Origin of the sequence: Bradyrhizobium betae, from assembly GCF_050632175.1 — a bacterium.
GTDB lineage: Bacteria > Pseudomonadota > Alphaproteobacteria > Rhizobiales > Xanthobacteraceae > Bradyrhizobium > Bradyrhizobium betae_B.
Window position 1 is genome coordinate 3503486 of sequence record NZ_CP192576.1, and the last position, 23527, is coordinate 3527012.

20 protein-coding genes and 2 pseudogenes are annotated in these 23527 nt (G+C 65.3%); 13 read left to right on the forward strand and 9 right to left on the reverse strand.

The window, feature by feature from the left end:
- The first annotated feature begins 7 nt into the window (after positions 1 to 7).
- Together ACQ86E_RS16835 and ACQ86E_RS16840 are read left to right on the forward strand one after the other, a co-directional pair.
- Positions 8 to 708: pseudogene (locus ACQ86E_RS16835) on the forward strand (RibD family protein).
- An 8-nt stretch (positions 709 to 716) separates the two neighbouring features.
- Positions 717 to 1988, forward strand: coding sequence for a flavin monoamine oxidase family protein (locus ACQ86E_RS16840; protein ID WP_431206323.1), 1272 nt, complete (start codon positions 717 to 719; stop codon positions 1986 to 1988).
- A gap of 32 nt (positions 1989 to 2020) precedes the next feature.
- Here ACQ86E_RS16840 and ACQ86E_RS16845 read toward each other — a convergent pair whose 3' ends face one another.
- Entirely contained in the window at positions 2021 to 2338 is a 318-nt protein-coding gene (locus ACQ86E_RS16845) for a hypothetical protein (protein WP_431206324.1), read from the reverse strand.
- Positions 2339 to 2465: 127 nt separating this feature from the next.
- Positions 2466 to 3041 carry a cysteine hydrolase family protein gene (locus ACQ86E_RS16850; protein ID WP_431206325.1) on the reverse strand — a complete coding sequence of 192 codons (576 nt, stop codon included), beginning with the start codon at positions 3039 to 3041 and terminating at the stop codon, positions 2466 to 2468.
- 230 nt (positions 3042 to 3271) lie between these two features.
- Here ACQ86E_RS16850 and ACQ86E_RS16855 point away from each other — a divergent pair, with 230 nt between their 5' ends.
- Both ACQ86E_RS16855 and ACQ86E_RS16860 read left to right on the forward strand, forming a co-directional pair.
- A complete protein-coding gene (locus tag ACQ86E_RS16855) occupies positions 3272 to 5107 on the forward strand; it encodes an AMP-dependent synthetase/ligase (protein ID WP_431206326.1) in 1836 nt (611 codons plus the stop codon).
- A gap of 94 nt (positions 5108 to 5201) precedes the next feature.
- Positions 5202 to 6761 (forward strand): oleate hydratase, encoded by a 1560-nt coding sequence (locus tag ACQ86E_RS16860; RefSeq protein ID WP_431206327.1) that lies wholly within the window; start codon positions 5202 to 5204, stop codon positions 6759 to 6761.
- 38 nt (positions 6762 to 6799) lie between these two features.
- On the opposite strand, the gene ACQ86E_RS16865 is transcribed toward ACQ86E_RS16860, so the two are convergent.
- The 4 genes from ACQ86E_RS16865 to ACQ86E_RS16880 all read right to left on the reverse strand — a co-directional run bounded on the left by ACQ86E_RS16865 (position 6800) and on the right by ACQ86E_RS16880 (position 10506).
- Positions 6800 to 7381: a hypothetical protein gene (locus tag ACQ86E_RS16865; RefSeq protein ID WP_431206328.1), complete on the reverse strand. Its 582-nt coding sequence runs from the start codon at positions 7379 to 7381 to the stop codon at positions 6800 to 6802.
- Positions 7382 to 7583: 202 nt separating this feature from the next.
- Positions 7584 to 8897 carry a tetratricopeptide repeat protein gene (locus ACQ86E_RS16870; RefSeq protein WP_431206329.1) on the reverse strand — a complete coding sequence of 438 codons (1314 nt, stop codon included), beginning with the start codon at positions 8895 to 8897 and terminating at the stop codon, positions 7584 to 7586.
- A 13-nt stretch (positions 8898 to 8910) separates the two neighbouring features.
- A complete protein-coding gene (locus ACQ86E_RS16875) occupies positions 8911 to 9921 on the reverse strand; it encodes an aldo/keto reductase (protein WP_431206330.1) in 1011 nt (336 codons plus the stop codon).
- 159 nt (positions 9922 to 10080) lie between these two features.
- The gene (locus ACQ86E_RS16880) at positions 10081 to 10506 is read right to left on the reverse strand and encodes a PaaI family thioesterase (RefSeq protein WP_431206331.1); all 426 of its coding nucleotides are present in this window, start codon (positions 10504 to 10506) and stop codon (positions 10081 to 10083) included.
- Between the two features lie 69 nt (positions 10507 to 10575).
- Here ACQ86E_RS16880 and ACQ86E_RS16885 point away from each other — a divergent pair, with 69 nt between their 5' ends.
- Together ACQ86E_RS16885 and ACQ86E_RS16890 are read left to right on the forward strand one after the other, a co-directional pair.
- Positions 10576 to 11205, forward strand: coding sequence for an NUDIX hydrolase (locus ACQ86E_RS16885; protein ID WP_431206493.1), 630 nt, complete (start codon positions 10576 to 10578; stop codon positions 11203 to 11205).
- Between the two features lie 70 nt (positions 11206 to 11275).
- A complete protein-coding gene (locus ACQ86E_RS16890; protein ID WP_431206332.1) occupies positions 11276 to 12505 on the forward strand; it encodes a hypothetical protein in 1230 nt (409 codons plus the stop codon).
- A gap of 66 nt (positions 12506 to 12571) precedes the next feature.
- Here ACQ86E_RS16890 and ACQ86E_RS16895 read toward each other — a convergent pair whose 3' ends face one another.
- The gene (locus tag ACQ86E_RS16895; protein ID WP_431206494.1) at positions 12572 to 12889 is read right to left on the reverse strand and encodes a hypothetical protein; all 318 of its coding nucleotides are present in this window, start codon (positions 12887 to 12889) and stop codon (positions 12572 to 12574) included.
- Positions 12890 to 13083: 194 nt separating this feature from the next.
- On the opposite strand from ACQ86E_RS16895, the gene ACQ86E_RS16900 reads away from it, so the two are divergent.
- From ACQ86E_RS16900 to ACQ86E_RS16920, 5 genes are all read left to right on the forward strand, one after another.
- Entirely contained in the window at positions 13084 to 13563 is a 480-nt protein-coding gene (locus ACQ86E_RS16900; protein ID WP_431206333.1) for a hypothetical protein, read from the forward strand.
- A gap of 236 nt (positions 13564 to 13799) precedes the next feature.
- Positions 13800 to 14747, forward strand: a complete 948-nt coding sequence (locus ACQ86E_RS16905; RefSeq protein ID WP_431206334.1) for a TAXI family TRAP transporter solute-binding subunit — start codon at positions 13800 to 13802, stop codon at positions 14745 to 14747.
- Between the two features lie 190 nt (positions 14748 to 14937).
- Entirely contained in the window at positions 14938 to 17046 is a 2109-nt protein-coding gene (locus ACQ86E_RS16910) for a TRAP transporter permease (RefSeq protein ID WP_431206335.1), read from the forward strand.
- Positions 17043 to 17420 carry a DUF1850 domain-containing protein gene (locus ACQ86E_RS16915; protein ID WP_431206336.1) on the forward strand — a complete coding sequence of 126 codons (378 nt, stop codon included), beginning with the start codon at positions 17043 to 17045 and terminating at the stop codon, positions 17418 to 17420. Before ACQ86E_RS16910 ends, ACQ86E_RS16915 begins: the two co-directional genes overlap by 4 nt.
- A gap of 49 nt (positions 17421 to 17469) precedes the next feature.
- Positions 17470 to 18276 carry an SDR family NAD(P)-dependent oxidoreductase gene (locus ACQ86E_RS16920; RefSeq protein WP_431206337.1) on the forward strand — a complete coding sequence of 269 codons (807 nt, stop codon included), beginning with the start codon at positions 17470 to 17472 and terminating at the stop codon, positions 18274 to 18276.
- 159 nt (positions 18277 to 18435) lie between these two features.
- Here ACQ86E_RS16920 and ACQ86E_RS16925 read toward each other — a convergent pair whose 3' ends face one another.
- Positions 18436 to 19206, reverse strand: a complete 771-nt coding sequence (locus ACQ86E_RS16925) for a hypothetical protein (protein WP_431206338.1) — start codon at positions 19204 to 19206, stop codon at positions 18436 to 18438.
- A gap of 227 nt (positions 19207 to 19433) precedes the next feature.
- The gene (locus ACQ86E_RS16930) at positions 19434 to 20984 is read right to left on the reverse strand and encodes a cation:proton antiporter (protein WP_431206339.1); all 1551 of its coding nucleotides are present in this window, start codon (positions 20982 to 20984) and stop codon (positions 19434 to 19436) included.
- A 114-nt stretch (positions 20985 to 21098) separates the two neighbouring features.
- Between ACQ86E_RS16930 and ACQ86E_RS16935 the strand changes: the two are divergent.
- Positions 21099 to 21874: pseudogene (locus ACQ86E_RS16935) on the forward strand (tetratricopeptide repeat protein).
- A gap of 98 nt (positions 21875 to 21972) precedes the next feature.
- On the forward strand, positions 21973 to 23358 hold the full coding sequence (locus tag ACQ86E_RS16940; protein ID WP_431206340.1) for a tetratricopeptide repeat protein: 1386 nt from the start codon (positions 21973 to 21975) through the stop codon (positions 23356 to 23358).
- Positions 23359 to 23527 lie beyond the last annotated feature (169 nt).

Here is a 23527-nt window from a genome sequence, read left to right on the forward strand (position 1 = left end):
ATTTCGCATGAAGCCCTACGTCATCTGTCTGATGGCCTCCAGCCTGGATGGCCGCACGCATCCCAGCCGCTGGCGTCCGAAGGGCGTTGGCGGCGACTGGTTCGAGAAGATCCATGACGAGCTTGGTGGTGATGCCTGGGTGATCGGCCGCGTCACCGGCTCGGAATTCGCCAAGGGCAAGCCTTATCCCGCGACGTCGCGCGAAGAGTTTCCGCGCGAAAACTGGATCGCGCGGCGCGATGCGAAGACTTATGGCGTCGTGCTCGACGCGCACGGCAAGATCGGCTGGGGCCGCTCGGACATCGGCGGCGATCCGATCGTCGTGGTGCTGACCGAAGGCGTGCCGGATTCGTACCTCGCGGGCCTCCGTGCCGAAGGCGTGTCCTATATCTTTGCCGGCAAGTCCGGGATCGATCTGGCCCTGACGCTGGACATCCTCAACCGCGAGCTCGGTGTGAAGCGCCTGCTGGTCGAGGGGGAGGCGTCGCCAATGGCGCGTTCCTGCGCGCCGGCCTGATCGACGAATTCAACCTGATCCTCAGCCCCGCGATCGATGGCGCCAGGGGCGCACCCTTCGTGTTCGATTCGACCGAAGCCGACAGCGAGCGGCGCGCGCCGCTGACCGCAATGACGCTGGAGAGCACGCGGGATCTTGGCGGCGGCGTCCTGCTGCTGCGTTACCTGATCCAGAACGACGCGAGCAAGTAAGAATCGGCATGTCGGGGCAATCCGAGCACATCGTCATCGTCGGTGCCGGCGCGGCCGGGCTGATGGCGGCGCGCGCGCTGGCGCGTGCGGGCAGGACCGTGACGATCCTGGAGGCGCGCGAGCGCTGCGGCGGGCGGATCCATCCGCTGCCGGCGTCGGAATTCGGCTACCCCGCCGACGCCGGCGCCGAATTCATCCATGGCGATGCGCCCGTCACGCGCGCGTTGCTGCGCGAGGCCGGGCTGTCGTCGCAGCTGATCGAAGGCCGGCAATGGAGCTTCGACGGCGCCATGTTGTCGCGTGAGGATCGCCACGATCCGCACGAGGCCGAGTTGCATGCCGTGCTCGGGCAGCTGAAGGACGACCTCACGGTCGCCGATTTCCTGCGCCGTCATTTTTCCGGCGAGAACTATGCGCGGATGCGCTATTCGATCGAACGCATGGTCGAAGGCTACGACGCCGCCGACCCGGAGCGCGCCTCGACGCTGGCGCTGCGCGAGGAATGGATGGACGGCGGGCACCACATCCAGGCGCGCATCGTCGGAGGCTACGGCGCGCTGATCGATTTCCTGGCGGAGGAGTGCCGCAGGCACGGCGTTGCGATCCGCTTTGGCTGCGTGGTGTCGGAGATCACGGAGGAGGCCGACGCGCTGGCGGTCCGTTGCGCCGGCGGCGACGTGCAGACCTGCGATCGCGTCGTCCTCACCGTGCCGCTGCCGTTGTTGCGCGACATCGCTCTGCCCTCGGCCGCACGCGCGCAAGCCGCGGCTGCGGCTGACATCGGCTTCGGCAGCGTCATCAAGATCCTGCTGCGGTTCACGCGGCCATGGTGGCGCGAACGCCGGCAAGAGCTCGCCGACATGACCTTCCTGCTGTCGGACCAGACGATCCCGGTGTGGTGGACGCGATATCCCGACGAGTATCCCGTGCTCACCGGATGGTTCGGCGGCCCGCGGACCGCGGAGCTGGACAGGCTCGATGCGCAAGGACTGATCGATGCCGGGCTGGGTTCGCTCGCCGCCATCTTCGGCCTGCCGCGCGATGACATCGCGCGCGACCTCGTCGCGGCTGCCGCGACCAACTGGGCGCACGATCCTTTCGCACGCGGCGCCTATTCATGGGCGACGCCGCGGACGCGTGCGGCGCAGACGATCCTCGCGCGGGCCGACGGCCCGGTGCTGTTCTCGGGCGAAGCGCTCTATCGCGGCCGCGACATGGGCACGGTCGAGGCGGCATTGGCGAGCGGGCTGGAGACAGCGGGGCGGATCTTGCGGGAATAGAAAAAGGCCCGCAGCGGTGCGGGCCTTTTGTCTTACCAGCGGCTGCCGCCGAAGCTGAAGGTCACGCCGGGACCGCCGCCGCCGTAATAGCCGTACGGTCCGCCGCCATAGTAGCCGTGGTGACGCGGGTAATAGCCATAGCTCCGGTAGTGTGGACGATGGTGGCCGTAGTGTTGACGCCAGTGATGATGGCGGTGGCCATGATGATGGCGCCTGTGCTGCGCGCTGAGGTCGGTCGATTTGCCGGCTGTCGCGTTCGGCTTCGCGCTGGCCTTGTCCGCCGCATTGGCCGTGGTTCCGCCGGCAAGCGCCGCAGCACCGAGCGCCATTGCGACAAAGAGATACTTCATGTCATCACTCCAGTTGAATGTGGAGTGACAACGGAAGCGTCTCGCCAGCGTTCCGATTGAGGCGGGCGTCGAAACGACGCAGATCAGTTCCATTTAACGGCGTGTGACTGATCGATTGGCGCGCGATTTATCGTCGCACGGCTTCGAGCGATGCGATCACCTCATGGGTGGCGACGATGCGCGCGAATTCGCCGTTGAGGTTTGACAGCGTCATCGCATGGATCTCGTCGGCGGAATGCTCGTCGCCATCGGGCCCGATCCGGTCGAAGGTCCAGGTCGCATCGCGCACCAGCCTTGTATCGAAGCCGAGATTGCCGGCCATCCGCGTCGTCGTCTCCACGCAATGATTGGTGGTGGCGCCGCAGATGACGAGCGTGGTGATTTTGCCTGCACGCAGCCGGCTTTCGAGGTCGGTCCCGATGAAGGCGCTGTTGACGCGCTTGACGATCACCGCCTCACCGGGTGCTTCGCGTGCCTCGTCCTTGACCGCATAGCCGGAGCGCGACGGCAGGAACGACGAGTTCGGCTTGGTGCCTTCGTGGCGGATGTGGAAGATCGGCGCGCCGTGCGCCCTGAATGCCGTCAGCAGATCGACGATGCGCGCCACCGCATCCGGATTGTTGCGCCGCTTGCCCGCCGCCTCCCACTCGTCGAACGCGCGCTGGACGTCGACGACGATGAGGGCGGGGAGGGGATTGGGCATGAAGGACCGCTTTCGAATTCTGTTGCGGCGAGTATGCGAGGCGCCTGCCGATGCGGGCAATGCCGATCTTCCCTCGTTTCGGGACAGCTCTGGTGCCCACGAACGTGGTCGCGTGTCATGGTCGCTCCGAAGCATGGCCGCCTTGCTGAGGATCAAGGCAGCGAGGGCTGGTTGGCCTAGGGTCGAGGTCCCAGATACACCGGGAATCGATCAAGTTGCGAAAGGACGTCATGCCAGCGCTACTCAGTCAACCGCCGATCAGTCGGGCGCACGGGCTTGCCGAGGTGAGGACGTTGCCGGAGTTGCTGCGCTGGCGCATCAAGACGACGCCGGCGGCCGAGGCCTATCGCCATTTCGACGCGGATGCGAGGCGCTGGGTCGGCCAGTCCTGGAAGGAGATCGACGCCGAATTCGAGCTGTGGCGACGGGCGCTGGCCGCTGAAGGTTTTGCGCCCGGTGAGCGCGTCGCGATCCTGATGCCGAACGGGATCCCGCATATCGCGATGGACCAGGCGGCGCTGTCGCGCGGTCTGGTGCCGGTGCCGATGCACGCGGTCGACAACCCCGACAGCATCGCCTACATCCTCGCCGATTGCGGCGCGCTGCTGCTGTTGGTGGATTCGCTGGCGCGCTGGCAGGCGATCGTGGCCACCGGGCAGCCGCTCGACCATCTCAAGCGTGTCGTCTGCGCGGATGCGGGCGGGCTCATTACGCCCGATGCGCGCATCGTCGGGCTCGACCACTGGCTCGCGGCTGGATCGGGCGCGACCTCGCCGCTGCCCGACATTGCGGTGAAGCCGGACGATCTTGCCGCCATCGTCTATACCTCGGGCACGACCGGACGGCCCAAAGGCGTGATGCTGTCGCATGACAACATCATCGCCAATGTGAAGGCGATCGCGAATCGCATCGCAGCCTCGCCGGAGGATGTCTTCCTGTCCTTCCTGCCGCTTTCGCACACGTTCGAGCGTACCGGCGGCTATTACTATCCGATCGCGGCCGGCGCCTGCGTCGCCTATGCGCGTTCGGTGCCGCTGCTGTCGGAGGATCTGAAGCAGGTGCGGCCCACGGTCCTGATCTCGGTGCCGCGAATCTATGAGCGCATCTACGCGCTGATCATGCAGCACCGCGCAACGGCCGGCGCCGTCGAGCGCGCGCTGCTCGATCTCACGCTCGCCATTGGCGGCCGGCGGTTTGACGCGCGGCAGGGACATGGCGCGCTGTCGCTGCGCGACCGGCTGGCCTGGCCGCTGCTCAAGCGGCTCGTGGCGGACAAGGTGCTGGCGCAACTGGGAGGCCGCCTGAAGGTCGCAGTCTCCGGCGGCGCGCCGATCGCCGAGCCCGTCATCCGGCTGTTCCTGTCACTCGGGCTCGACGTCCTCCAGGGTTACGGCATGACCGAAACCTCGCCGGTGGTCTCGGTCAACACGGTCGAGGACAACGATCCGCACTCGGTCGGCCACGTGCTCGACGGCATCGAAGTCAGGCTCGGTGACCACGACGAACTGCTGGTGCGCGGCCCCAGCGTGATGCTCGGCTATTGGCACAAGCCGGACGAGACGCGGCGCGTCAAGGACGCCGATGGCTGGCTGCACACCGGTGATCAGGCCCGCATCGAGAACGGACGCATCACCATCACCGGCCGCATCAAGGACATCCTCGTCACCTCGACCGGCGAGAAGATCGCGCCGGTCGACCTCGAGACCGCGATCCTTGCCGATCCGCTGTTCGAGCAGGCGCTGGTGGTCGGCGAGCAGCGGCCGTTCCTCACGGCTCTGGTCGTGCTCAACGCCAAAGCCTGGGTGCAGGAGAAGGAAAGGCTGGCGGCGAGCGGCAAGCAGGGTGGTGCGTCGGAGCGGGCAGCGCTGCTGGCGCGAATTTCGGCTGCGGTGAAGGCCTATCCATCCTACGCGACGCCGCGCGCGGTCTGGTGGACGCTCGACCCCTGGACCATTGCGGCGGGCCTGCTCACGCCGACGCTGAAGAACAAGCGCCCGGCGCTCGAACATCGCTTTGCGGACGAGATCGCGCAGATCTACGCCAAGAAGCCACTCACGTCCTCTTGAACGCTGCGTCCACGGCGCTTGATCCAGCGCAATCCCGCCCTGTGCCCCGCATGCAATCTCGCTGCGAGAATTCGAATTGCAATCGAGGCAAGTCATGAAGGCGTATTTCATCGGTGGTGGCATCGGATCGCTCGCGGGCGCGGCGTTCCTGATCCGTGATGCACAGATGCCGGGTCGCGATATCGTCATCTACGAGGCGCAGCCTCTGGTCGGCGGCAGCCTCGACGGCGCGCAGCTCGCAAATGGCGCCTATTCGCTGCGCGGCGGGCGCATGCTCACCACCGATCACTACGAGTGCACCTGGGATCTGCTGTCGGATATTCCCTCGCTGGAACGTCCCGGCCTCAGCGTGCGCGACGAGACCGTCGCGTTCAACGTGGAGAATCCGGCGCATTCGCAGGCGCGGCTGGTCGACCGCAACCGCTTCAAGGTCGACGTCTCGCATATGGGCTTTTCCGCACGCGACCGGCTCGAGCTGCTGCGGCTCACGGAGGCCTCGGAGGAGACGCTCGGCGATAGCCGCATCACCGATTGGCTGTCGGCCGGCTTCTTCGAGTCGAACTTCTGGTACATGTGGCAGACCACCTTCGCCTTCCAGCCCTGGCACAGCGCGGTCGAGCTGAAGCGCTATTTGCACCGCTTCATGAGCGAATTCCCGCGCATCGAGACGCTCGCCGGCGTCAAGCGCACCGTCTACAACCAGTACGACTCGATCGTGCGGCCGCTCGCCGACTGGCTGAAGCGGCAGGGCGTGCAGTTCGTGCGCGGCACCCGCGTCACCGACATGGCGCTCGAAGACGAGGATGGTCGCGTGCGCGTGCGAGGTCTCGTGCTCGACCGCGACAGCCGCATCGCCAATGTCCGCATCGAGGACGGCGACCTCGTATTCTTCCAGAACGGCTCAATGACGGATGCGTCCAGTCTCGGCTCCATGACCGATCCGGCTCCGCGCCTGACCAAGGCCGACAGCCAGGGATGGGCGCTCTGGGAGACCATCGCGAAGGGGCGCCCCGAGTTCGGCAATCCGTCCGCGTTCAACACCTCGATCCCTGAATCATGGTGGCAGTCGTTCACCGTGACCTGCCGCGATCCGCGCTTCTTCGACAAGATGGAAGCGTTCTCCGGCAACCGGGCCGGCACCGGCGGCCTCGTGACCTTCAAGGATTCCAACTGGCTGCTGTCGGTCGTGCTCTATCACCAGCCGCATTTCTCCGGCCAGCCGAAGGACGTGCAGGTGTTCTGGGGCTACGCGCTGCATCCGGACCGCATCGGCAATTTCGTCGCCAGGCCGATGTCCGAATGCGGCGGCGCGGATATCCTGAAGGAGCTGTGCGGGCACCTGAATTTCGATGCGGGCGTGTTCGACAATTCGATCTGCATTCCCTGCCGGATGCCCTACATCACCAGCATGTTCATGCCGCGCAACGTCACCGACCGGCCGTTGCCGGTGCCCAGGAATTCGGTGAACCTCGCCTTCGTCAGCCAGTTCGTCGAGATCCCCGAGGACGTCGTGTTCACGGTCGAATATTCGGTGCGCGCGGCGCAGACGGCGGTCTATCAGCTCATGAAGGTCGATCGCCCGGTGCCGCCGGTGACCCGCCACGACAAATCGCTTTCGGTGATTTTCGCGACGCTGGAAAAGGCGTTCGCATGACCGCGGCCGCGATTTGGACGGGCGCTATTTGAAGGGCACTATTTGAAAGGGTCCTGGATCGACGGTGACGACTGCCTGATGCGGCGCACGCTCACGGGCGTGCCGTCGGAGATGAACAGCAGTTCGTAGCTACGGCCTTCGCTGTCGGTCGCCGAACAAGTGACGTCATTCACCTTCTTGGCAGCGAAATTGCCGGTCTGGCGGCAGATGCCCGTGGAGGCCTGCTCCGCCGGCACCGGCAGGCCGTCGACCTTGGGCCGGTCCTTGGAGTTGAGCAGCATGCGGTCGATCGGCAGCTCGTAGGAATTGTCGTCGGCGCGCTTGCCGTTCTCGCCGGAGAACGAGACGACGTGGTTCGCATCGCTGGGATCATCGACCGCGACCGCGAAATTGACCCGGCCCTTGTCGCCATGGGCGTAAGCCACCGTCTTGCAGGCAAACGCACGTCCCGCGACCTTCAGCGTCTTGCAGTGGCCGGACATCAGCGCCAGCAGGTCGATGAAGGAGTTTTGCAGCGTCGGCGGATTGTTGACCGGGATCGGGGCGGAAGGCTCGGCAAAACAAGGGCTTGCGAGCGCGATCAGGGTGGCGGCCAGTACCGGTCGGCGGAGGCGGCGCATCGTCAGGCTCGCATGCCAGGGGCCACGGAAGCGGGAAAGTTCCGCCCGACAACCATCGAACCGCAAATGGGTTGCGATCCGGTTCGTGCTGCTGGTCCAGCCTGGGATACCACGGTGCCACCCATCGGCGATTCGCCCCCGATCGCCCTAAGCGTCCTTAGCAGGCACTTGCCTCCAGACCGATGTTTTTTTCGTGGCAGCGCTAGCCCATCTCCGCCTGCCAGCGTGTATCGCGCCGGGACGGCCGCCGGTGCAGGCGGGCGTCCAGCATCGCGCGGGCGCGCGGCAACTCGCCGCTGCGCATCAGGGCGACGAGGTAAGTGTCCTCGATCAGCTCGCGCTGGGCATGGCTGCCGCCGATGCGCGCGACATCCGCGAGCACAGGCGTGAGCGTTTGCACGCACGCCGCGTAGTCCTCGTCGGCGAAGGCCATGAGCGCGCGGCAGATCGCCGGCACCACGGGGCCGGCCGGCAGCTTGCCGTCGGCGAGGCGTTGCTCGATCACGGCAAGGCGCCCGGCGAGCACTTCCCGATTCTGCGTGGCCGCGGCGAACAGCGCCATGTGGACGTCGGCGAAGGGCAGGCTCGACTTCGGAAACAGTTTTTGCGCGGCGGCATCGGCCTCGCGCCAGAACGATTTCGGCACAGTGTGGCCGTAGGCCGACAGACGCCAGAGCAGCGAGGCGCCGTCCGTGATAACGTTCAGTGGCGGCGCGTGTGTCGCATTCGGTTGCAGCACATCGGCATAGATCGCAAGCGCTCGCGCGGCGTCGCCATGCTCGAGTGCGCCAAGCGCCTGGTGCCAGCGGATATGGCCGTGCAGGATGCCGGCGCGGTCGTAAGTCGGTAGCCATTCGTCGACGAGACGATCGGCCGCCTCGATCGAGCCGTCCTCGAACATCGCATGCAGCACCGCGTGCGCGGCGTGCGCATTTGCCCGGCGCAGGTCAAAGCCGCGCTCGGTGACGGCGCGGCCGCGCGCGACGTCGCCGTTCTCGGTCATCGCCCAGCCGGACATCGTGAGGAACCACCAGTCCTCGCCATAATGCTGCGCGACCCTCTCGCAGAGCTCATGCCGCGCGCGGTCGTGATCGGCCATGCCGGAGAAGGCAAACAGGCCGAACGCGCCGAGCGGCAGCGACAGCACGACGGCATCGCGCGGCCACGCCTCGATGTGCTTCAGCGTCGCCGCGATCGCCTCGGGTAGGCGACCCTCGATCGCGAGCGCCAACGCCTCGACATGCGAGCGCTCACGCCCGGTGCCGCGCTTGGCGACCAGCTCGCGCGCGACCGCCGCCTTCTGCCGCGCGAGATCACCCTGCTGGTAGAACGCATGCACGCGGGCGCGGGCGATCTGAGGCAGCGCGAAATCCGGATCGGCCGCCATCGCACGCTCCAGCGTCTCCGCCGTGCCGGTCCACCCCGCGAGCATGAGATCGACGCCCTCGCGATAGGCGCTTGCGGCCTCATCCGACGAGGTGGAGAGCGGCAGGCCGTAGCGGTCTTCAAGCGCCATCGTCGTCTCCGTCTCACGCCGTCCGCGCGCGGCGGCCCTCGATCGGATAGGCCGGGTCGTTGTAGCCGGGTGTCGAGGGATGGCCGGGTACGACCAGCCGGTCGATCAGGGCCTCGTCATCCGCAGTGAAGCGATAGTCGAGTGCGCTGATGTAGCCGTCCCATTGCTCCTCGGTACGGGGGCCGGCGACGATCGACGAGACGAAAGCGGAGTTGAGCACCCAGGCGACCGCGAACTGGCCGGCGGTGATGCCCTTCTTCTCGGCGTGGCTCTTGATCTCCTGCGCGAGCTGCAGCGATTCCGGCCGCCATTCGGTCTGCATCATGCGGGTGTCGTTGCGGCCCGCGCGCGTCTCCTTGTCGGGAGCCGTGTCCGGCTTGTACTTGCCCGTGAGTACGCCACGCGCCAGCGGGCTGTAAGGCACGATGCCGAGGCCGTAATAGGAGCAGGCCGGAAAATGCTCAACCTCGGGCATGCGGTTCATGGCGTTGTAGTAGGGCTGGCTCACCGCGGGCCGGTCGATGCCGAGCCGGTCGCAGATGTTGCAGATCTCGGCGACGCGCCAGGCGCGATAGTTCGAGACGCCGAAATAGCGCACCTTGCCCGCGCGGATCAGGTCGCCCATGGCGCGCACCGTCTCTTCCAGCGGCGTCGCATGGTCTTCCTTGTGCAGATAGTAGATGTCGATGTGGTCGGTACCGAGTCGCTTCAGGCTTTCGTCGGCGGCCTGCAGCACCCAGCGTCGCGACAGGCCGACGCGGTTCGGGTCTTTCCCCATGGGATTGGCGAGTTTTGTGGCGAGCACCCAGGCGTGGCGGTTGTCGCCGATGGCGCGGCCGACGACCTCTTCGGATGCGCCTTTCGAATAGGCGTCCGCGGTGTCGATGAAATTGATGCCGGCATCGAGCGCCTTTCCGATGATCCGTTTCGATGCGGCCTCATCGGTCGGCCCGCCGAACATCATGGTGCCCAGGCAGATCGGCGACACTTTCAGGCCGCTGCGGCCGAGCTGGCGGTATTGCATGGGCTAAGTCCTTGCTGCTTTTTGTGGCGGCAGCATAGCCGTGTCGTTTCGTCATTGCGAGCGCAGCGAAGCAATCCAGAAATGTATCCGCGGAGGGATTCTGGATTGCTTCGCTGCGCTCGCAATGACGTGGAGAGGGCTATGGCAGCCTGACCGCGCCTACTCCGGCCCCTTCAAGATCTTGAACACGCCATTGGCCATCACCACGCAGCGATCGTCCACGCTGACCTCCGTGCTCACGAAGATCAGGCTGCGCGTCGTTCGCACCACGCGGGGGCGGGAGATCAGGATGTCGCCGATCTTGCCGGCCTCGACGAAATGGGTGTCGAGCTGCACCGTCGCCAGATACTCCCTGCCCGAGACGTAGCGGGCGGCCATGCCGCAGGTGCGGTCGGCGAAGGTCATCATGACGCCGCCCTGGACCATGCCGCGGCGATTGTGGTGCTTGTCTTCGGTCGCGAGTGCGAATTCGTGGTTGCCGTCGAACTTTCGCTCCCACAAGGGGCCGATCAGATGCAGGAAGCCGGTGGTCTCCAGTATCGTCCAGCCGTCTGATTTCAGCCTTGCGGCGGCCTTGTTCGTCATCTCACCGTCCATTCCTGCAGGCGCATCTCTCTCCTCGTTTCATCAGATGCAGTCATGGTGTAGTCAAGCATCATGAGAGCTTTCGGCGATGCCACCAGACGGAATATCGCAGAGGCCTGTGCGGCCTTCGCGCGGCTGCCCGACGCGGCCGCGCCGTCGGCACTGAAGCGTGCCGCGGTGGTGCTGGCGCTGACTGAATCCAATGACGGTGACGACACGGCTTTCCTGCTCACCAAGCGTGCTTCACATCTGCGTGCCCATCGCGGCCAGTGGGCGCTGCCGGGTGGGCGTTGCGATTCCGGCGAAACGCCGGTCGAGGCGGCACTGCGCGAGTTGGAGGAAGAGTTGGCGCTCAAGCTTTCTGCCGATGCGGTGCTCGGCCTGCTCGACGATTATCCGACCCGCTCCGGCTATCTGATCACGCCGGTGGTGGTCTGGGCCGCGGACAGTGCCGCGATCAAGCCCAACCCGGATGAGGTCGCGTCGGTCCATCGTATCGCGCTCGATACGATCGAGCACGATGACGCTTTCGATTTCACCGACATCCCCGAAAGCGCGCGCCGCGTGATCCGCTTCCACCACCAGATGAGCCTGATTCACGCGCCGACGGCGGCGCTGATCTACCAGTTCCGCGAGGTCCTCGCGGGCCGGACCACCCGCGTCACCGAGCTGGAACAGCCGGTGTTCGCCTGGAAGTGACGCAAGGCGCGAAAAAGAGGTAAACGGCGCGTTAACGTGACGGTTACCGGATGCCTGCTAAGAGGGCAGCATGCATCGATCGATTCGAAATGGCCTGACAGTTTCCCTGGCGCTGGTTCCACTCGCGTTCCTCCTGCTCGCGCCCGCCGCGCGCAGCAGCGAGGCCGACGCGCTGCCGCCGGCCGTCCGCGATGCCAAGGCCCAGCTGCTGTCGCAGTTCTTTGCGCAAGGCGGAGGCGCCTCGCCGGCGGTACTCGAATATCGCCGCAAGCTCGGGGAATATCAGGCCGCGCGTGCCGCTTTCGACCAGGAGGCTGGCGCCTATTGGAGCCAGATCTCGGAGAAGCGCAAAGGCCGCAATGCCAAGCGGCGCAGTGGACAGCAGGTGACGCTGGATGATTACGTGCTGGAGCATCCGCCGCTCTACAACGGGCCGAAGCGACCGGTGAATCCGGAGCCGGAGGAAACGCCTGAACGTCCGACCCGAAAGCCGATTCCCGTGGTCGCCGATCTGCTGCAAGCGGCGCGCGAACTCTACCAGTTCACCCCGCAGCGGCCCGCGTCCGAGCTGGAGTTCAAGCGCGCCTATGCGCGTTATGCGCTCGCCTCTGGGCTGACGCGCGAGCAGGCGGTGCGGGTCTATTCGTTCGAGACTGGCGGCACCGGCAATTACGACGTGCAGGCAGGCATCGAGCATGGCGGCAAGCGCGCGATCTCGACTGCGATGGGCTACAATCAGCTGTTGACCACCAACAGCGTCGAGCTGCTCGCCGAGCAAGGCCATGAATTCATTCGCGCGCTCTCCGACAAGATGGCGCGGACCTCAGGCCCGGCCCGCCAGGCGATCGAGCACAAGCTCGCCGTTCTCAAGAAGATGGTGGCGCACGCAAAGTCGGTGCCGGACACCTGGTCGGAGCACGAGAAGATCGGCAACACCGCGCAGGGCTGGGCCATGCATGCGATGGTGCTCGACATCGACATCGGCCCGATGCTGCAGACCCACAAGCTGCTGACATCGGTGCTGTTCGCGCGCGCCAAGGGCTATACCCGCCCGCTCACCGCGGCCGAGCTCGAGATGATGAACCTCACCGGCGACGGCACCGGCCTCGACATGGTGACGATGCCGCAGGTCATGCGCGAGCAGGTGCCGACCTCGAACTTCTTCCAGCGCGGCGGCTACGAGCGCAACCCGGTCGCGATCCGCCACAACACGGTGGCGAAGCTGCTGGCGATCACGGATACGCGGATGGACAGCAACAGCAGCAAACCCGGTGCAAGGGAATTGGCGGGGGCGTTCTAGAGCGGTCTCTCTCACCTCTCCCCGTAACAACGGGGCGAGGGGGAGTATCTCGGGTGCGGCGAGCGCCTACTGATCCGACCCGAACCTGAACTTGCCGTTGCCCTCGAGATACGGGCCGCTGCGCATGTAGAGCTGGCCGTTCTGGCCGATGAAGAACAACGTGCCCTTCGGCACCTTCTTCGCGCCCTTCAAGAGTTCACCGGCATTGCTGGTGCCCATCTTGTAGGAGAAGGTCTTGCCGTCCTTGTCATAGGCATAGCCGGTGTCGGGCTTGAGCTCCCACGGCGTTGCCGGTGCCTGCGCGCATGCTGGCGCGGCGAACGCGCCGAGCGTGGCTGCGAGTGCAACCGAAACCAGTGCAAATGTCTTTTTTGAAAATGCCATCATCCATCCTCCCCGTCATTGGGGTGTCCGGCTTGAACAAATCACGAACGGCAACTCCGGGTCAATTCGCAAAAGCGCCGCAGCGCATCACGTCCTGGCCAGCAGTTTGTGATTTTCCCTTCGCCCCCGCGCGACTATGTTCCGCTTTCCGTCTAGAACGCAATTCGACAAAAATATTGGTGGGGATGATTCGAATGAGCCATGTCGTTAAAGTTTGCGGGACTGCCGGGCTGCTGCTGGCGGCGCTGGCGCCGACCGCCTGGGCCGATGACTACCAGCTCAGCCACAACCAACGGATTTCGTGCAGCCGCGGCCTGGCCCCGGGCAAGCTGAACACCGCGACCTGCAAGTCCTACACGTATCTGTTCAATACCAAGACCTCGGAATATTTCCGCTGCCAGGTCTCGTTGGCGCTGACCCGCGACAACAAGGAAGTCATCAACGTCCAGACCGACGGCGGCTGCACCAAGAAGCCGCGCATCTTCGAGGCCGACGGCAAGTATGATTTCGACGCGACCGAGACCGAGCCGCCGAACACCAACTCGTTCTTCGGACCCGGCGGTTACTCGATCTGGGCCGCCGACATGACCGCGCAGAAGATCCGCGGCTGCATCACCATCTCCTCCGGCCTCGGCTCCGACATCTCCAAGTGCCTGGACATGACGTTCCAGTGAGACTTTGCCAGTGAGACTCTGCCGGTGAGGCTCTGCCGGTGAGGTATTGCGCGCCCGGACCTGAAGTGTCCGGCCGCTTCCAGAGGTTTGGCCGCGCCACGTCGTCGCAGCCGCCGGGTTCCCGAAAAATCGAGCCGGATCGGCCGTTTACCGCAGTCCTGTTTTGTCTTTCGGATGGGTTGACCCGCCCCTCTCATCCGGCCAACTTCCCGGCCGGTTTGGGGAGTACAACAACCATGAAACGGACGATTCTTGCCGCCACCGCGGCTCTTGCTCTGGCGGCGTCGGCACCTTGCGCACATGCGCAATCCTTCATCAACGTGCTGACCGGGGGCACCTCCGGCGTCTACTACCCGCTCGGGGTCGCGATCGGGAAGATCTACGGCGACAAGATTCCGAACGTGAAGACGCAGGTGCAGGCCACCAAGGCGTCGGTCGAAAATCTGATCCTGCTTCAGCAGGGCCGCGGCGAGCTGGCGTTCACGCTGGGCGACTCACTCAAAGCCGCCTGGGAGGGCGACGAGGAGGCGGGCTTCAAGACCAAGCTCGACAAGCTCAGGACCATCGGCGCGATCTATCCGAACTACATCCAGATCGTCGCGACCGCCGAATCCGGCATCAAGACGCTCGCGGATCTCAAGGGCAAGAGCCTGTCGGTCGGCGCGCCGAAGTCCGGCACCGAGCTCAACTCCCGCGCGATCCTCAGCGCCGCCGGCATGACCTACAAGGACCTCGGCAAGGTCGAATATCTGCCGTTTGCCGAATCCGTCGACCTCATGAAGAACCGCCAGCTGAGTGCGACGCTTCAGTCGGCCGGCCTTGGCGTGGCCTCGCTGAAGGATCTGTCGAGCTCGAGCCCGATCACGGTGGTGGCGGTGCCGAAGGAGACCGTCGACAAGATCGGTCCGCCCTTCATCTCGACGATCATTCCCGCGAACACCTATTCCGGTCAGGACAAGGACGTGCCGACCGCGGCCGTGGTCAACTACCTCGTGACCAACTCCACGGTGTCGGACGATCTCGCCTACCAGATGACCAAGCTGATCTACGAGTCGCTGCCGGAACTCGCCAACGCGCATGCGGCGGGCAAGGAGATCAAGCTCGAGACCGCCGCCACCGGCAGCCCGGTTCCGCTGCATCCTGGCGCGATCCGCTTCTACAAGGAAAAAGGGTTGATCAAGTAATCAGCCTCATCCACGGACGTCATGCCCGGGCATTCGTGCGAAGCGCGTCTTCGCGTGGATGTCCCGGGCATCCACGTTCCTGGAGGCATCGCAGGTCGTGGATGGCCGGGACAAGCCCGGCCATGACGATGTGGCGAGCCTTGGGCTCAATGTTATAAGCGCTACAGACGTTGGGCGCGGGGACATATCGATGTTGCAGGCAGAGGGCTCCGCAGAGCCCATCAAGGTCGAGTTCGACAATTTCGAGCACGGTTTTCCTGAAGGCTTCGGTCCGGGCTGGTGGGGCCGTCTCGCCTACTGGATCGGCATCGCCTTTGCGACCTTCCAGCTCTATGTCGCCGCCTTCAACTATCTGCCGAGCCAGGTGGTGCGCGGCGTCCATGTCGGCTTCCTGGTCCTGCTCACCTTCGGCCTGATCGCCAATTTCACTGCGAAGAGCGCCGCCGGCCGCGCGCTTGGCTGGGTGATCGGTGGCGCCGGCTTCTTCTGCGGACTCTATCAGTGGATCTTCTATGCCGATTTGATCGCGCGCGACGGCGATCCGACGAAGCTCGATCTCGTCGTCGGCACGCTGCTGGCGGTGCTGATCTTCGAGGGCACAAGGCGGCTGATGGGCGCGGCGCTGCCGCTGATGTGCGGCGCGTGTCTGCTCTACTGGTTCTTCGGGCAGTATCTGCCGTCGCCGCTCAACCATCGCGGCTATGATTTCGACCAGATCGTCACGCATCTGTCGTTCGGCACCGAAGGCTTCTACGGCGTGCCGATCTACGTCTCGGCGACCTACATCTTCCTGTTCATCCTGTTCGGCTCGTTCCTGGAGCGCGCCGGCATGATCCAGCTGTTCACCGACGTCTCGCTCGGCCTGTTCGGCAGGACCCGCGGCGGTCCGGCGAAAGTCGCGGTGTTCGCATCGGGCATGATGGGCACGATCTCGGGCTCCGGCGTCGCCAACGTTGTCACCGTCGGCCAGTTCACGATTCCCCTGATGATCAGGTTCGGCTACCGCCGCGCGTTTGCCGCCGGGGTCGAGGCCACGGCGTCGATGGGCGGCCAGATCATGCCGCCGGTGATGGGCGCGGTCGCCTTCATCATGGCGGAGACGCTCGGCGTCCAGTATTCGGAGGTCGTCAAGGCGGCGGCGATCCCCGCGATGCTCTACTTCGCCTCCGCCTTCTGGATGGTGCATCTGGAAGCCGGCAAGCACGGCCTCGTCGGCATGAAGCGCTCGGAGGTTCCGAACGCCTGGAACGCGCTGGTGAAGGGCTGGTATCTCGTGCTGCCGCTCGCGGCGCTCGTCTACATGCTGTTCGAGGGATTTACGCCACTCTATGCCGGCAGCATGGGCCTCGCGCTGACGGTGGCGCTGATCCTCGGCACCAGCATTATGATGGGCGTTTCCACGACCGCCATTCGTTACGTCTTCTGGATCGGGCTTGCGCTCGTCGTCGCCGCACTGTCGCGCGACGGCCTCCAGATCGTGCCGGTCGGTTGCGTCGTCGTCGGGCTGATCCTCATCGCCGCCTTCGTCCGCGGCGGGATGTCCGCGCTGCGCTCCTGCCGTGACTCGCTGGCGGAGAGCGCCAAATCCGCGATCACCGTCGGCATGGCCTGCGCCATCGTCGGCGTCATCATCGGCATGATGTCGCAGACCGGCGTCGGCACCATCTTCGGCGGCTGGGTGATCGGCCTCGGCGAGAAGAGCCTGTTCCTGGCGCTGATCATGACCATGCTGCTGTCGATCCTGCTCGGCACCGGCATTCCGACCATCCCGACCTACATCATCACTGCCGCGCTCGCGGCACCTGCGCTGGCGAAACTCGGCGTGCCGCTGATCGCGAGCCACATGTTCGCATTCTATTACGGCATCATGGCCGACCTCTCGCCGCCGGTCGCGCTCGCGGCGCTCGCGGCGGCGCCGATCGCCAAGGAGAACCCGGACAAGATCGGCTGGGAGGCGATGCGCATCGCGCTCGCGGGCTACGTCATCCCCTTCATCTTCGTCTATTCGCCGGCGCTGATGCTGCAGGCCGGAGATCCCATGGCGGCCAAGCTCGGCTTCTACGGCGCGGTGGCGCTGGCGAGTTTCAAGGCGCTGGTGGCGATCGCGCTGTTCGGCATGGTCGCGATCGGCTTCCTGTTCACGCGGCTGACGCTGCTCGAACGTCTGGTGGCGCTCGGCGCCGCGATGTGCCTGCTCGGCGAATTCGCTTTCAGCGATACCGCGGGCTTCGTGCTCGCCGCCGTGCTGGTGCTGTGGCAGTGGCGGCAGCGTCCACCGGCCACCGTCGAAGCCGCGTGAGCCTCTGCTTCGCAACAGCGTCAGGCGTCAAGGCGCTCGCGCTGTCCGCCTTCACGCTGGTGTGGACGCATTCGATCGCGAAGGTCGACTGGCAGGAAGACTGGCGCGTCACGCCCGCCGGCCTCGAACTGGTGCAGGCCCGCGTCAAGGGCACCGGCCCCGGCATGGAGCCGCCGCCCGAGGCGCGCCTCGTCGACGGCTGGTTTCAATGGCAGCTGCAGCGCGCCCCGATGCCCGAGGTGGTGCTGGGCAATTCCGGCGCGGCGGGAGAATGGCGGTTGTGCCACGAGGGCAAGTGCCGGACGCTGTCGGAGATTGTCGGGCATCCCATCGGTGCTAACGTCACGACGATGAAGGTCTGTAAGGATCCGTAGCCTGGATGGAGTCGAGGCTACAACAAAACAACAACACGGGAGACACGCGATGGATCGGCTCAAGGGCAAGGTGGCGATGGTGGTGGGCGCCGGCTCGATTGGCCCGGGCTGGGGCAACGGGAAGGCGACCGCGGTGACCTTTGCGCGCGAGGGCGCTCAGGTGTTCTGCGTCGATCGCAACGGCGCGGCGGCCGAAGAGACCGCGAAAATCATCACCGGCGAAGGCGGCAAGGCGACGGCGTTCACGGCCGACGTCTCGCGCGCAAGCGAGATCGAGGCGATGGTCGCGGCTTGCCTCAAGACCTTCGGCCGCATCGACGTGCTCGACAACAATGTCGGCATCGCCGAGATGGGCAGCGTGGTCGACCTCGCCGAGGAGAGCTGGGACCGCGTCTTCACCGTCAACCTCAAGAGCGCCTATCTCGCCATGAAGCACGTCATTCCCGTGATGGTGAAGCAGGGCGGCGGTTCGATCATCAACATCTCCTCGATCGCCTCGATCCGCCATGTCGGGATTTCCTATGTCAGCTACAATGCCAGTAAAGCAGCGATGAACCAGCTGACGCGCTCCACTGCGGTCGAGTTCGCGAAGAGCCATGTGCGGGTGAATGCAATCCTGCCGGGCCTGATGAAGACGCCGATGGTGGAGCACTCGGCGGGTCTTGCCAACAGCTACGCCAAGGGCGACGTCGAAGCGATGTGGCGCGCGCGCGATGCGCAGGTGCCGATGGGCCACATGGGCGAGGCCTGGGACGTCGCCAACGCGGCGCTGTTCCTGGCATCGGACGAATCGAAATATGTGACGGGGATCGAGCTGGTGGTGGACGGCGGGATTACATGCAAGGCGGGGGCGTAGCGAACGTCAGCTAACCCCGTCATCCTGAGGTGCGAGTAGCGCAGTGCATCGCACTGCGCTGGGAGCCTCGAAGGATGAGCGGCCGAGATGTAGCAGCCGGGCCGTCGCCCTTCGAGGGCCGCTAAAGAAGCGGCCACCTCAGGCTGACGGAGTTACATGTTAATGCGCCAGCGCCAGAATCCCGCCGGCGAACGAATGCCAGGCCGCGGTCTCGCTGACCGGCCAGTTCAACACCTTCATCGCCAGCATCGCGAGCGTGCCGGTGACGTAGACCGGGTGCACGCGGCCTTCGGTGCGCCAGTCGCGCACCATGGCGACGACGAGCAGAAGCGAGGCGACCACGGCCGGCGCGATGGTCACCGGCACCGGCGGCGGGCCGGGTGGTCCGGGAGGCGCGAGGAAGGTGAGAAACCAGCGCGCGATCGCGGCATCGAGGATCGAGACGGCGGCGAGCAGCATCAGGCGCTTGTGAATCTCGGGCCTGCGCGTGTTGACGATCGCGAGCACGAACACCGACGCGAAGAACGCGATGCCGCTCATCGGCACGATCGAGAAGGCGATGCCTGCGTCGGTCTGCCCGAGCGAGGCCGCGTGCTTCATCGACGTCACAGAGGCGAGGAAGCCGAAGATCGTCATCGCGGTGGCGAGCGAGACGCCGGCGATGCCGAGCGCGCGGTGATTGACCACGCGGCCCGAGGCCGCGAGCCAGGACTGGATCACGAAATAAAGAGACCAGGTGAAGAACAAAAATCCGTGAAAATGGATCACGGGGCTCGTGGACAACGTCCGGCTGGCGAGCGGCATCCAATAGGTCGGCGCGAAGCCGAGAAATGCGGTGGCCGCACAGGCCAGGGCCATATGGAGATAAAAATATCGTGCAGGCGACGCATCACGCGCGCGTACACGACGGTCGTCGGTCAATGTCGTCATGAGGGATGAGTCTGGGGAGACGGCATTTGGTTCAAACCCCGCGTTCACCTTCCGCCGTCATCCCGGACAAGCGTAAGCGCAGATCCGGGATCGATAGCCACAGGACGTGGTTGCGGCACGAGATCGGCGACTCCGGGTCTCCGCCAAACTTCTCCCTGTGACTACGGGTGCCGGATCGGCGCGCGCTTCAGGCGCGCCTGTCCAGACGACAGCGGAGTTTGCTGCTCTCAAACATCATCCCCCGCGCTCAATTCCGCACGATCGAGTTCTTCCTCGAGCCGATGAAACGCATCGTCGCCGATCACCTCGGTTGCGCGCAGGTCGAAGATCGATTTTCGGGCGGCCTCGATGGCGCGGAGGCGCAGGGCGTCGGCGGGCAACCGGCCGTCCACAATGCCGCCATTCGGGTCGTCGTCCGCCCGCATCAGAATGGCGCGATATTCAAGGCGAAGGATTTCCGCTTCCTCCGACGCGTCGTCCTCGATGGCATCGAGAGCGGCGCGATAAACGACGGCGCGGGCTCGCGCGACCTCGATGCCGACGGGATCGTCGTCCTTGAGGCCGAACGCCAGAATCAACGGCCGCAGCGTCAGGCCCTGGATCACCAGCGACCCCAGCACCACTGCGAAGGCGATGAAGACGATGAAGTCGCGATAGGGAAAGTTCTCGGGCAGGGCAAAGGCAGTGGCGAGGGTGACAAGCCCACGCATGCCGCACCAGGAGATGATGAGGCCGCCCTTCGGCGAGGCCACCGCCTTGGGATCCGTGGGATGATAGATCCCGCGTGCGATCAGCACGCGCAATATGGTGCGATAGAAGGTGATCCACAGCAGCCGGACCAGAACCACCGTGAGCAGGATCCAGCCCGCTACCACGCAATACTCCCAGCGCACGTCGGCATCCAGCCGTGTCCAGATCGGGCGCATCTGCATGCCGATCAGCATGAAGGCGAGTACGTTGAGCACGAACACCATCGTCTCCCACACTGCATAGGAGGTCACCCGCAGCCGTGCCGGCATCCGTGCGCCCGCCGTGCGCGCCATGGTGATGGCGTAGACAACGATGGTGAGAATGCCGGAGAGACCGAGATGCTCGGCAGCGATCCAGACCATGAAGGTGGTGGCGAACTGCACGATGATCGCGCTCGGCGCTTCCTTCACGCGCTCCAGCAACAGCGGAACGATCCGTCCGGCCAGGAGACCGGCGAGGACGCTGCCGACCAGCGCGAGCGCAATCGTCGGCGCGACTTCGCTCCATTTTAGATGCTCAATGACGACCGCGCCGACGGCGATGCGATAGATCAGCAGCGCGCTGGCGTCGTTGAGCAGGCTCTCGCCCTCCAGCACCTTCACCATGCGGTGGGGCAGCTTGACCTGGCTCAGGATCGCAACCGCGGCTGCGGCATCCGGCGGTGCCACGATGGCGCCGAGCGCGATCGCGGCGGCCCAGGGCATGTCCGGCATCATCCGGTGCGCGACGTAGGCGACGCCGACGGTGGTCAGGCCGACCGCGGCCACCACCAGGGTCGAGACTGGAACCCAGTTGTTGCGCAAGTCCCGCAGCGATGTGTCGAAAGCGGCATCCAGCAGCACCGGTGCGACAAAAAGCGCCAATGCCAGGTCCGGTTCGAGGGTCCAGGACGGGCTGTTCGGCACGAAGGCCACCAGCGCACCGCCGATGGCGAGAAAGGTCGGGTACGGGACCTTGATCCGCCGCGCCAGCGCCGATAATGCAACGGCGCCGAGCAGAAGCGCGATGATCCATTCGAATGTCGACACGAGTGTCCCCGAAACCGAATTGAGCTGTGCAACAAGCTGGCACCAGTCCGGCCGTATGATGGATAGTGCGCCCCCAAGGCAAGCCTTAAGGCAAGAGCTCCGACTGCAATAAGCATGCGTTTTCAGAATTTCATTCACTTGTCCGGTGCCATGGTGGTCTGCGTGCTTTCGCTCAGCGCGACCCATGACACCGTTTATGCCGCGACCGGCGGCGAGCCGGCGGCCGTCGTGCAGGTCGACGTCGCTCCGTGCCTTGCCGCGACCTCGGCCGATGACCTGGACAGGGCAAGTTCCGCCTGCGCAGCAGTGATCGACAACGAGAAGACGGCGAAGGCCGACCTGATCAAGGCCCTGATCGCGCGCGGGGCGCTGCTGGCCCGGCACGACCTGATCGACCGCGCGATCGCCGACGACAGCCGTGCCTTGCAGCTCGACCCTGCGCTTGCCGACATCTTCAACGCCCGCGGCGAGCTCTGGCTGAAGAAGGGTGACAAGCCGAAAGCCGTGCAGGATTTCGGCGCGGCGCTGAAGATCGACCCGAATCACGAGAAGGCCAAGGCCAATCACAAGGCGATGGCGCGCGAGCTGGAGCGGATTGGGGCGCAGATGGCGGTAGCCGGCAAGCCGAGCTTCAATTGCCGGAGTGCGACCCGGGCCGTGGAGAAGGTGATCTGCGCCAATCGTGAGCTCGCCAATCTCGACCGCGAGATATTTGCATCGAATGCGCGCGTGATCCGGGAAGCGCAAGGCGCGGGGAGGCGCGGGCGCTCCAGCGCGAGCAGGACGATTTCATCGCGCGCCGCAATGCCGGATATGGACGGCCCGGGTATGATCTGAAGAAGGCGATGCAGGACCGATTGAAGCGGCTGAACGGGGCGGACGGCTACTAGCGACGATGCTCGCCTCTCGTCCGTAACAGGCCCGAATTGAACCCGATCCTTGCCCGCCGCGACAATGGTGAAAGCCCGACGTCACGGAGCCTTACGCCATGTGCGGTACGCGTTCTTCCGCGCAAACCTTCCCGTTTGCCAAAATCCCGTTTCGTGCCGTCCTGCTCGGCGCGGCGATCAGCCTCGTCCTCGTCGCCCCGGCCTCGGCCGGCGTCGATTGCGTGATGGGCAGCAAGGCTGCTCCCGGCGAGCTGATCCCGGCGTGCGGCGCCATCATCGATCAGGCCTCAAATCCGTCCTCCGATCGCGCTGCCGCGCTGCTGGTGCGCGCCGACGCCAATGCGCGGACCTCGGGCGGTCTGACGCAGGCGCTGCGGGACATCGACCGCGCCATCGCACTCGACGGCAGGAATGCAAAGGCCTGGCGTCTGCGCGGTGATCTGCTGCGCGAGGCCGGTGGCGATCTCAACCGCGCTGCGGCGGATCTCAGCAAGGCGATCGAGCTCGACCCGCAGGATGCCGAGTCCTACGAGCTGCGCGGGGTCGTCTACACCAATCAGCGCCGGCTCGATCGCGCGCTCGCCGATTACGACCAGGCGATCAAGCTGAAGCCGGATGATGCGCAGGCATGGTCCGACCGCGGTGTGACCTACTATCTCGGCGGCGACAACGAGAAGGCGATCCGCGATCTCAGCGAGGCGCTGCGGCTCGATCCAAACCGGCCGCGCAGCTACACCAATCGCGGTGCCGCCTACAAGAAACTCGGCCAGCTCGACAAGGCGGTCGCCGATGACGGCGAGGCGATCAGGCTCGATCCGAAGATCCCCGAATATTACGACAATCGCGGCCTGTCGCTGGCCGCGATGGGCGAGTACGACAAGGCGATCGCGGATTACGACCAGGCGCTGCGGCTGGCGCCGCGGCCGAACTTCTTCACCAACCGTGGCGATTCCTACCATCTCAAGGGCGAACTCGGCGCGGCGCTCAGCGACTACGAGGCTGCGCTGAAGCTCGATCCGAATTTCGCGCAGACCTACAACAACCGCGCCGTGCTCTACAAGAAGATGGGCGAGCGCAGGAAGGCGCTGGCCGATTACGAGACGGCGCTGCGGCTCGATCCCGGCAACGACAATGCGGCCAATGGTCGTCGCGCCATGATCGCGGAGATCGCGAAATTCGGCGCCGAGCCGCTGCGTCCGCTGAATGCCGTTTCCGGCAGCGGCCCGTCGTTCGATTGCGCCACCGCCAGGCGAGAGGTCGAAAAAGTGATTTGCGCCGATCCGCAGTTAGGTGTGCTCGACCGCCAGATCGCCGAGACCTATGAGCGCGTGTTGAAGACCATGGGCAAGCGCTCGGCTGGCGACCTGCGCAAGACCCAGCGCGATTTCCTCACGACACGGAACGCCAGCTTCGGCCGGCCGGGCTATGATCTGAGGAAAGTCATGCAGGACCGGTTGCAGCGGTTGAACGCGCTGGAGAGCTAGTCGCTCGTCTTCGCCTCTCCCCCGAAAGGACTGGGAGGGGGACATGCCCCTCCTTTTCAGCTTGAACCGCGGCCCGTTCCCGGGAAAATAGCTCCCAAACAAGGCTGGCACTTGATCCGGGTCATGGCGGGGCGCCTGTCCTGCCGTCAGGTCAAGGCAGCCAAATAAG

Bases quoted from the DNA above. Each gene is read 5' to 3' on its own strand.
- ACQ86E_RS16865 (WP_431206328.1), bottom strand. From the start codon at position 7,381: ATGCGCCGCCTCCGCCGACCGGTACTGGCCGCCACCCTGATCGCGCTC.
- ACQ86E_RS16845 (WP_431206324.1), bottom strand. From the start codon at position 2,338: ATGAAGTATCTCTTTGTCGCAATGGCGCTCGGTGCTGCGGCGCTTGCC.
- ACQ86E_RS16890 (WP_431206332.1), top strand. From the start codon at position 11,276: ATGCATCGATCGATTCGAAATGGCCTGACAGTTTCCCTGGCGCTGGTT.
- ACQ86E_RS16880 (WP_431206331.1), bottom strand. From the start codon at position 10,506: ATGACGAACAAGGCCGCCGCAAGGCTGAAATCAGACGGCTGGACGATA.
- ACQ86E_RS16920 (WP_431206337.1), top strand. From the start codon at position 17,470: ATGGATCGGCTCAAGGGCAAGGTGGCGATGGTGGTGGGCGCCGGCTCG.
- ACQ86E_RS16875 (WP_431206330.1), bottom strand. From the start codon at position 9,921: ATGCAATACCGCCAGCTCGGCCGCAGCGGCCTGAAAGTGTCGCCGATC.
- ACQ86E_RS16895 (WP_431206494.1), bottom strand. From the start codon at position 12,889: ATGGCATTTTCAAAAAAGACATTTGCACTGGTTTCGGTTGCACTCGCA.
- ACQ86E_RS16870 (WP_431206329.1), bottom strand. From the start codon at position 8,897: ATGGCGCTTGAAGACCGCTACGGCCTGCCGCTCTCCACCTCGTCGGAT.
- ACQ86E_RS16940 (WP_431206340.1), top strand. From the start codon at position 21,973: ATGTGCGGTACGCGTTCTTCCGCGCAAACCTTCCCGTTTGCCAAAATC.
- ACQ86E_RS16910 (WP_431206335.1), top strand. From the start codon at position 14,938: ATGTTGCAGGCAGAGGGCTCCGCAGAGCCCATCAAGGTCGAGTTCGAC.
- ACQ86E_RS16900 (WP_431206333.1), top strand. From the start codon at position 13,084: ATGAGCCATGTCGTTAAAGTTTGCGGGACTGCCGGGCTGCTGCTGGCG.
- ACQ86E_RS16855 (WP_431206326.1), top strand. From the start codon at position 3,272: ATGCCAGCGCTACTCAGTCAACCGCCGATCAGTCGGGCGCACGGGCTT.
- ACQ86E_RS16840 (WP_431206323.1), top strand. From the start codon at position 717: ATGTCGGGGCAATCCGAGCACATCGTCATCGTCGGTGCCGGCGCGGCC.
- ACQ86E_RS16860 (WP_431206327.1), top strand. From the start codon at position 5,202: ATGAAGGCGTATTTCATCGGTGGTGGCATCGGATCGCTCGCGGGCGCG.
- ACQ86E_RS16850 (WP_431206325.1), bottom strand. From the start codon at position 3,041: ATGCCCAATCCCCTCCCCGCCCTCATCGTCGTCGACGTCCAGCGCGCG.
- ACQ86E_RS16905 (WP_431206334.1), top strand. From the start codon at position 13,800: ATGAAACGGACGATTCTTGCCGCCACCGCGGCTCTTGCTCTGGCGGCG.
- ACQ86E_RS16925 (WP_431206338.1), bottom strand. From the start codon at position 19,206: ATGACGACATTGACCGACGACCGTCGTGTACGCGCGCGTGATGCGTCG.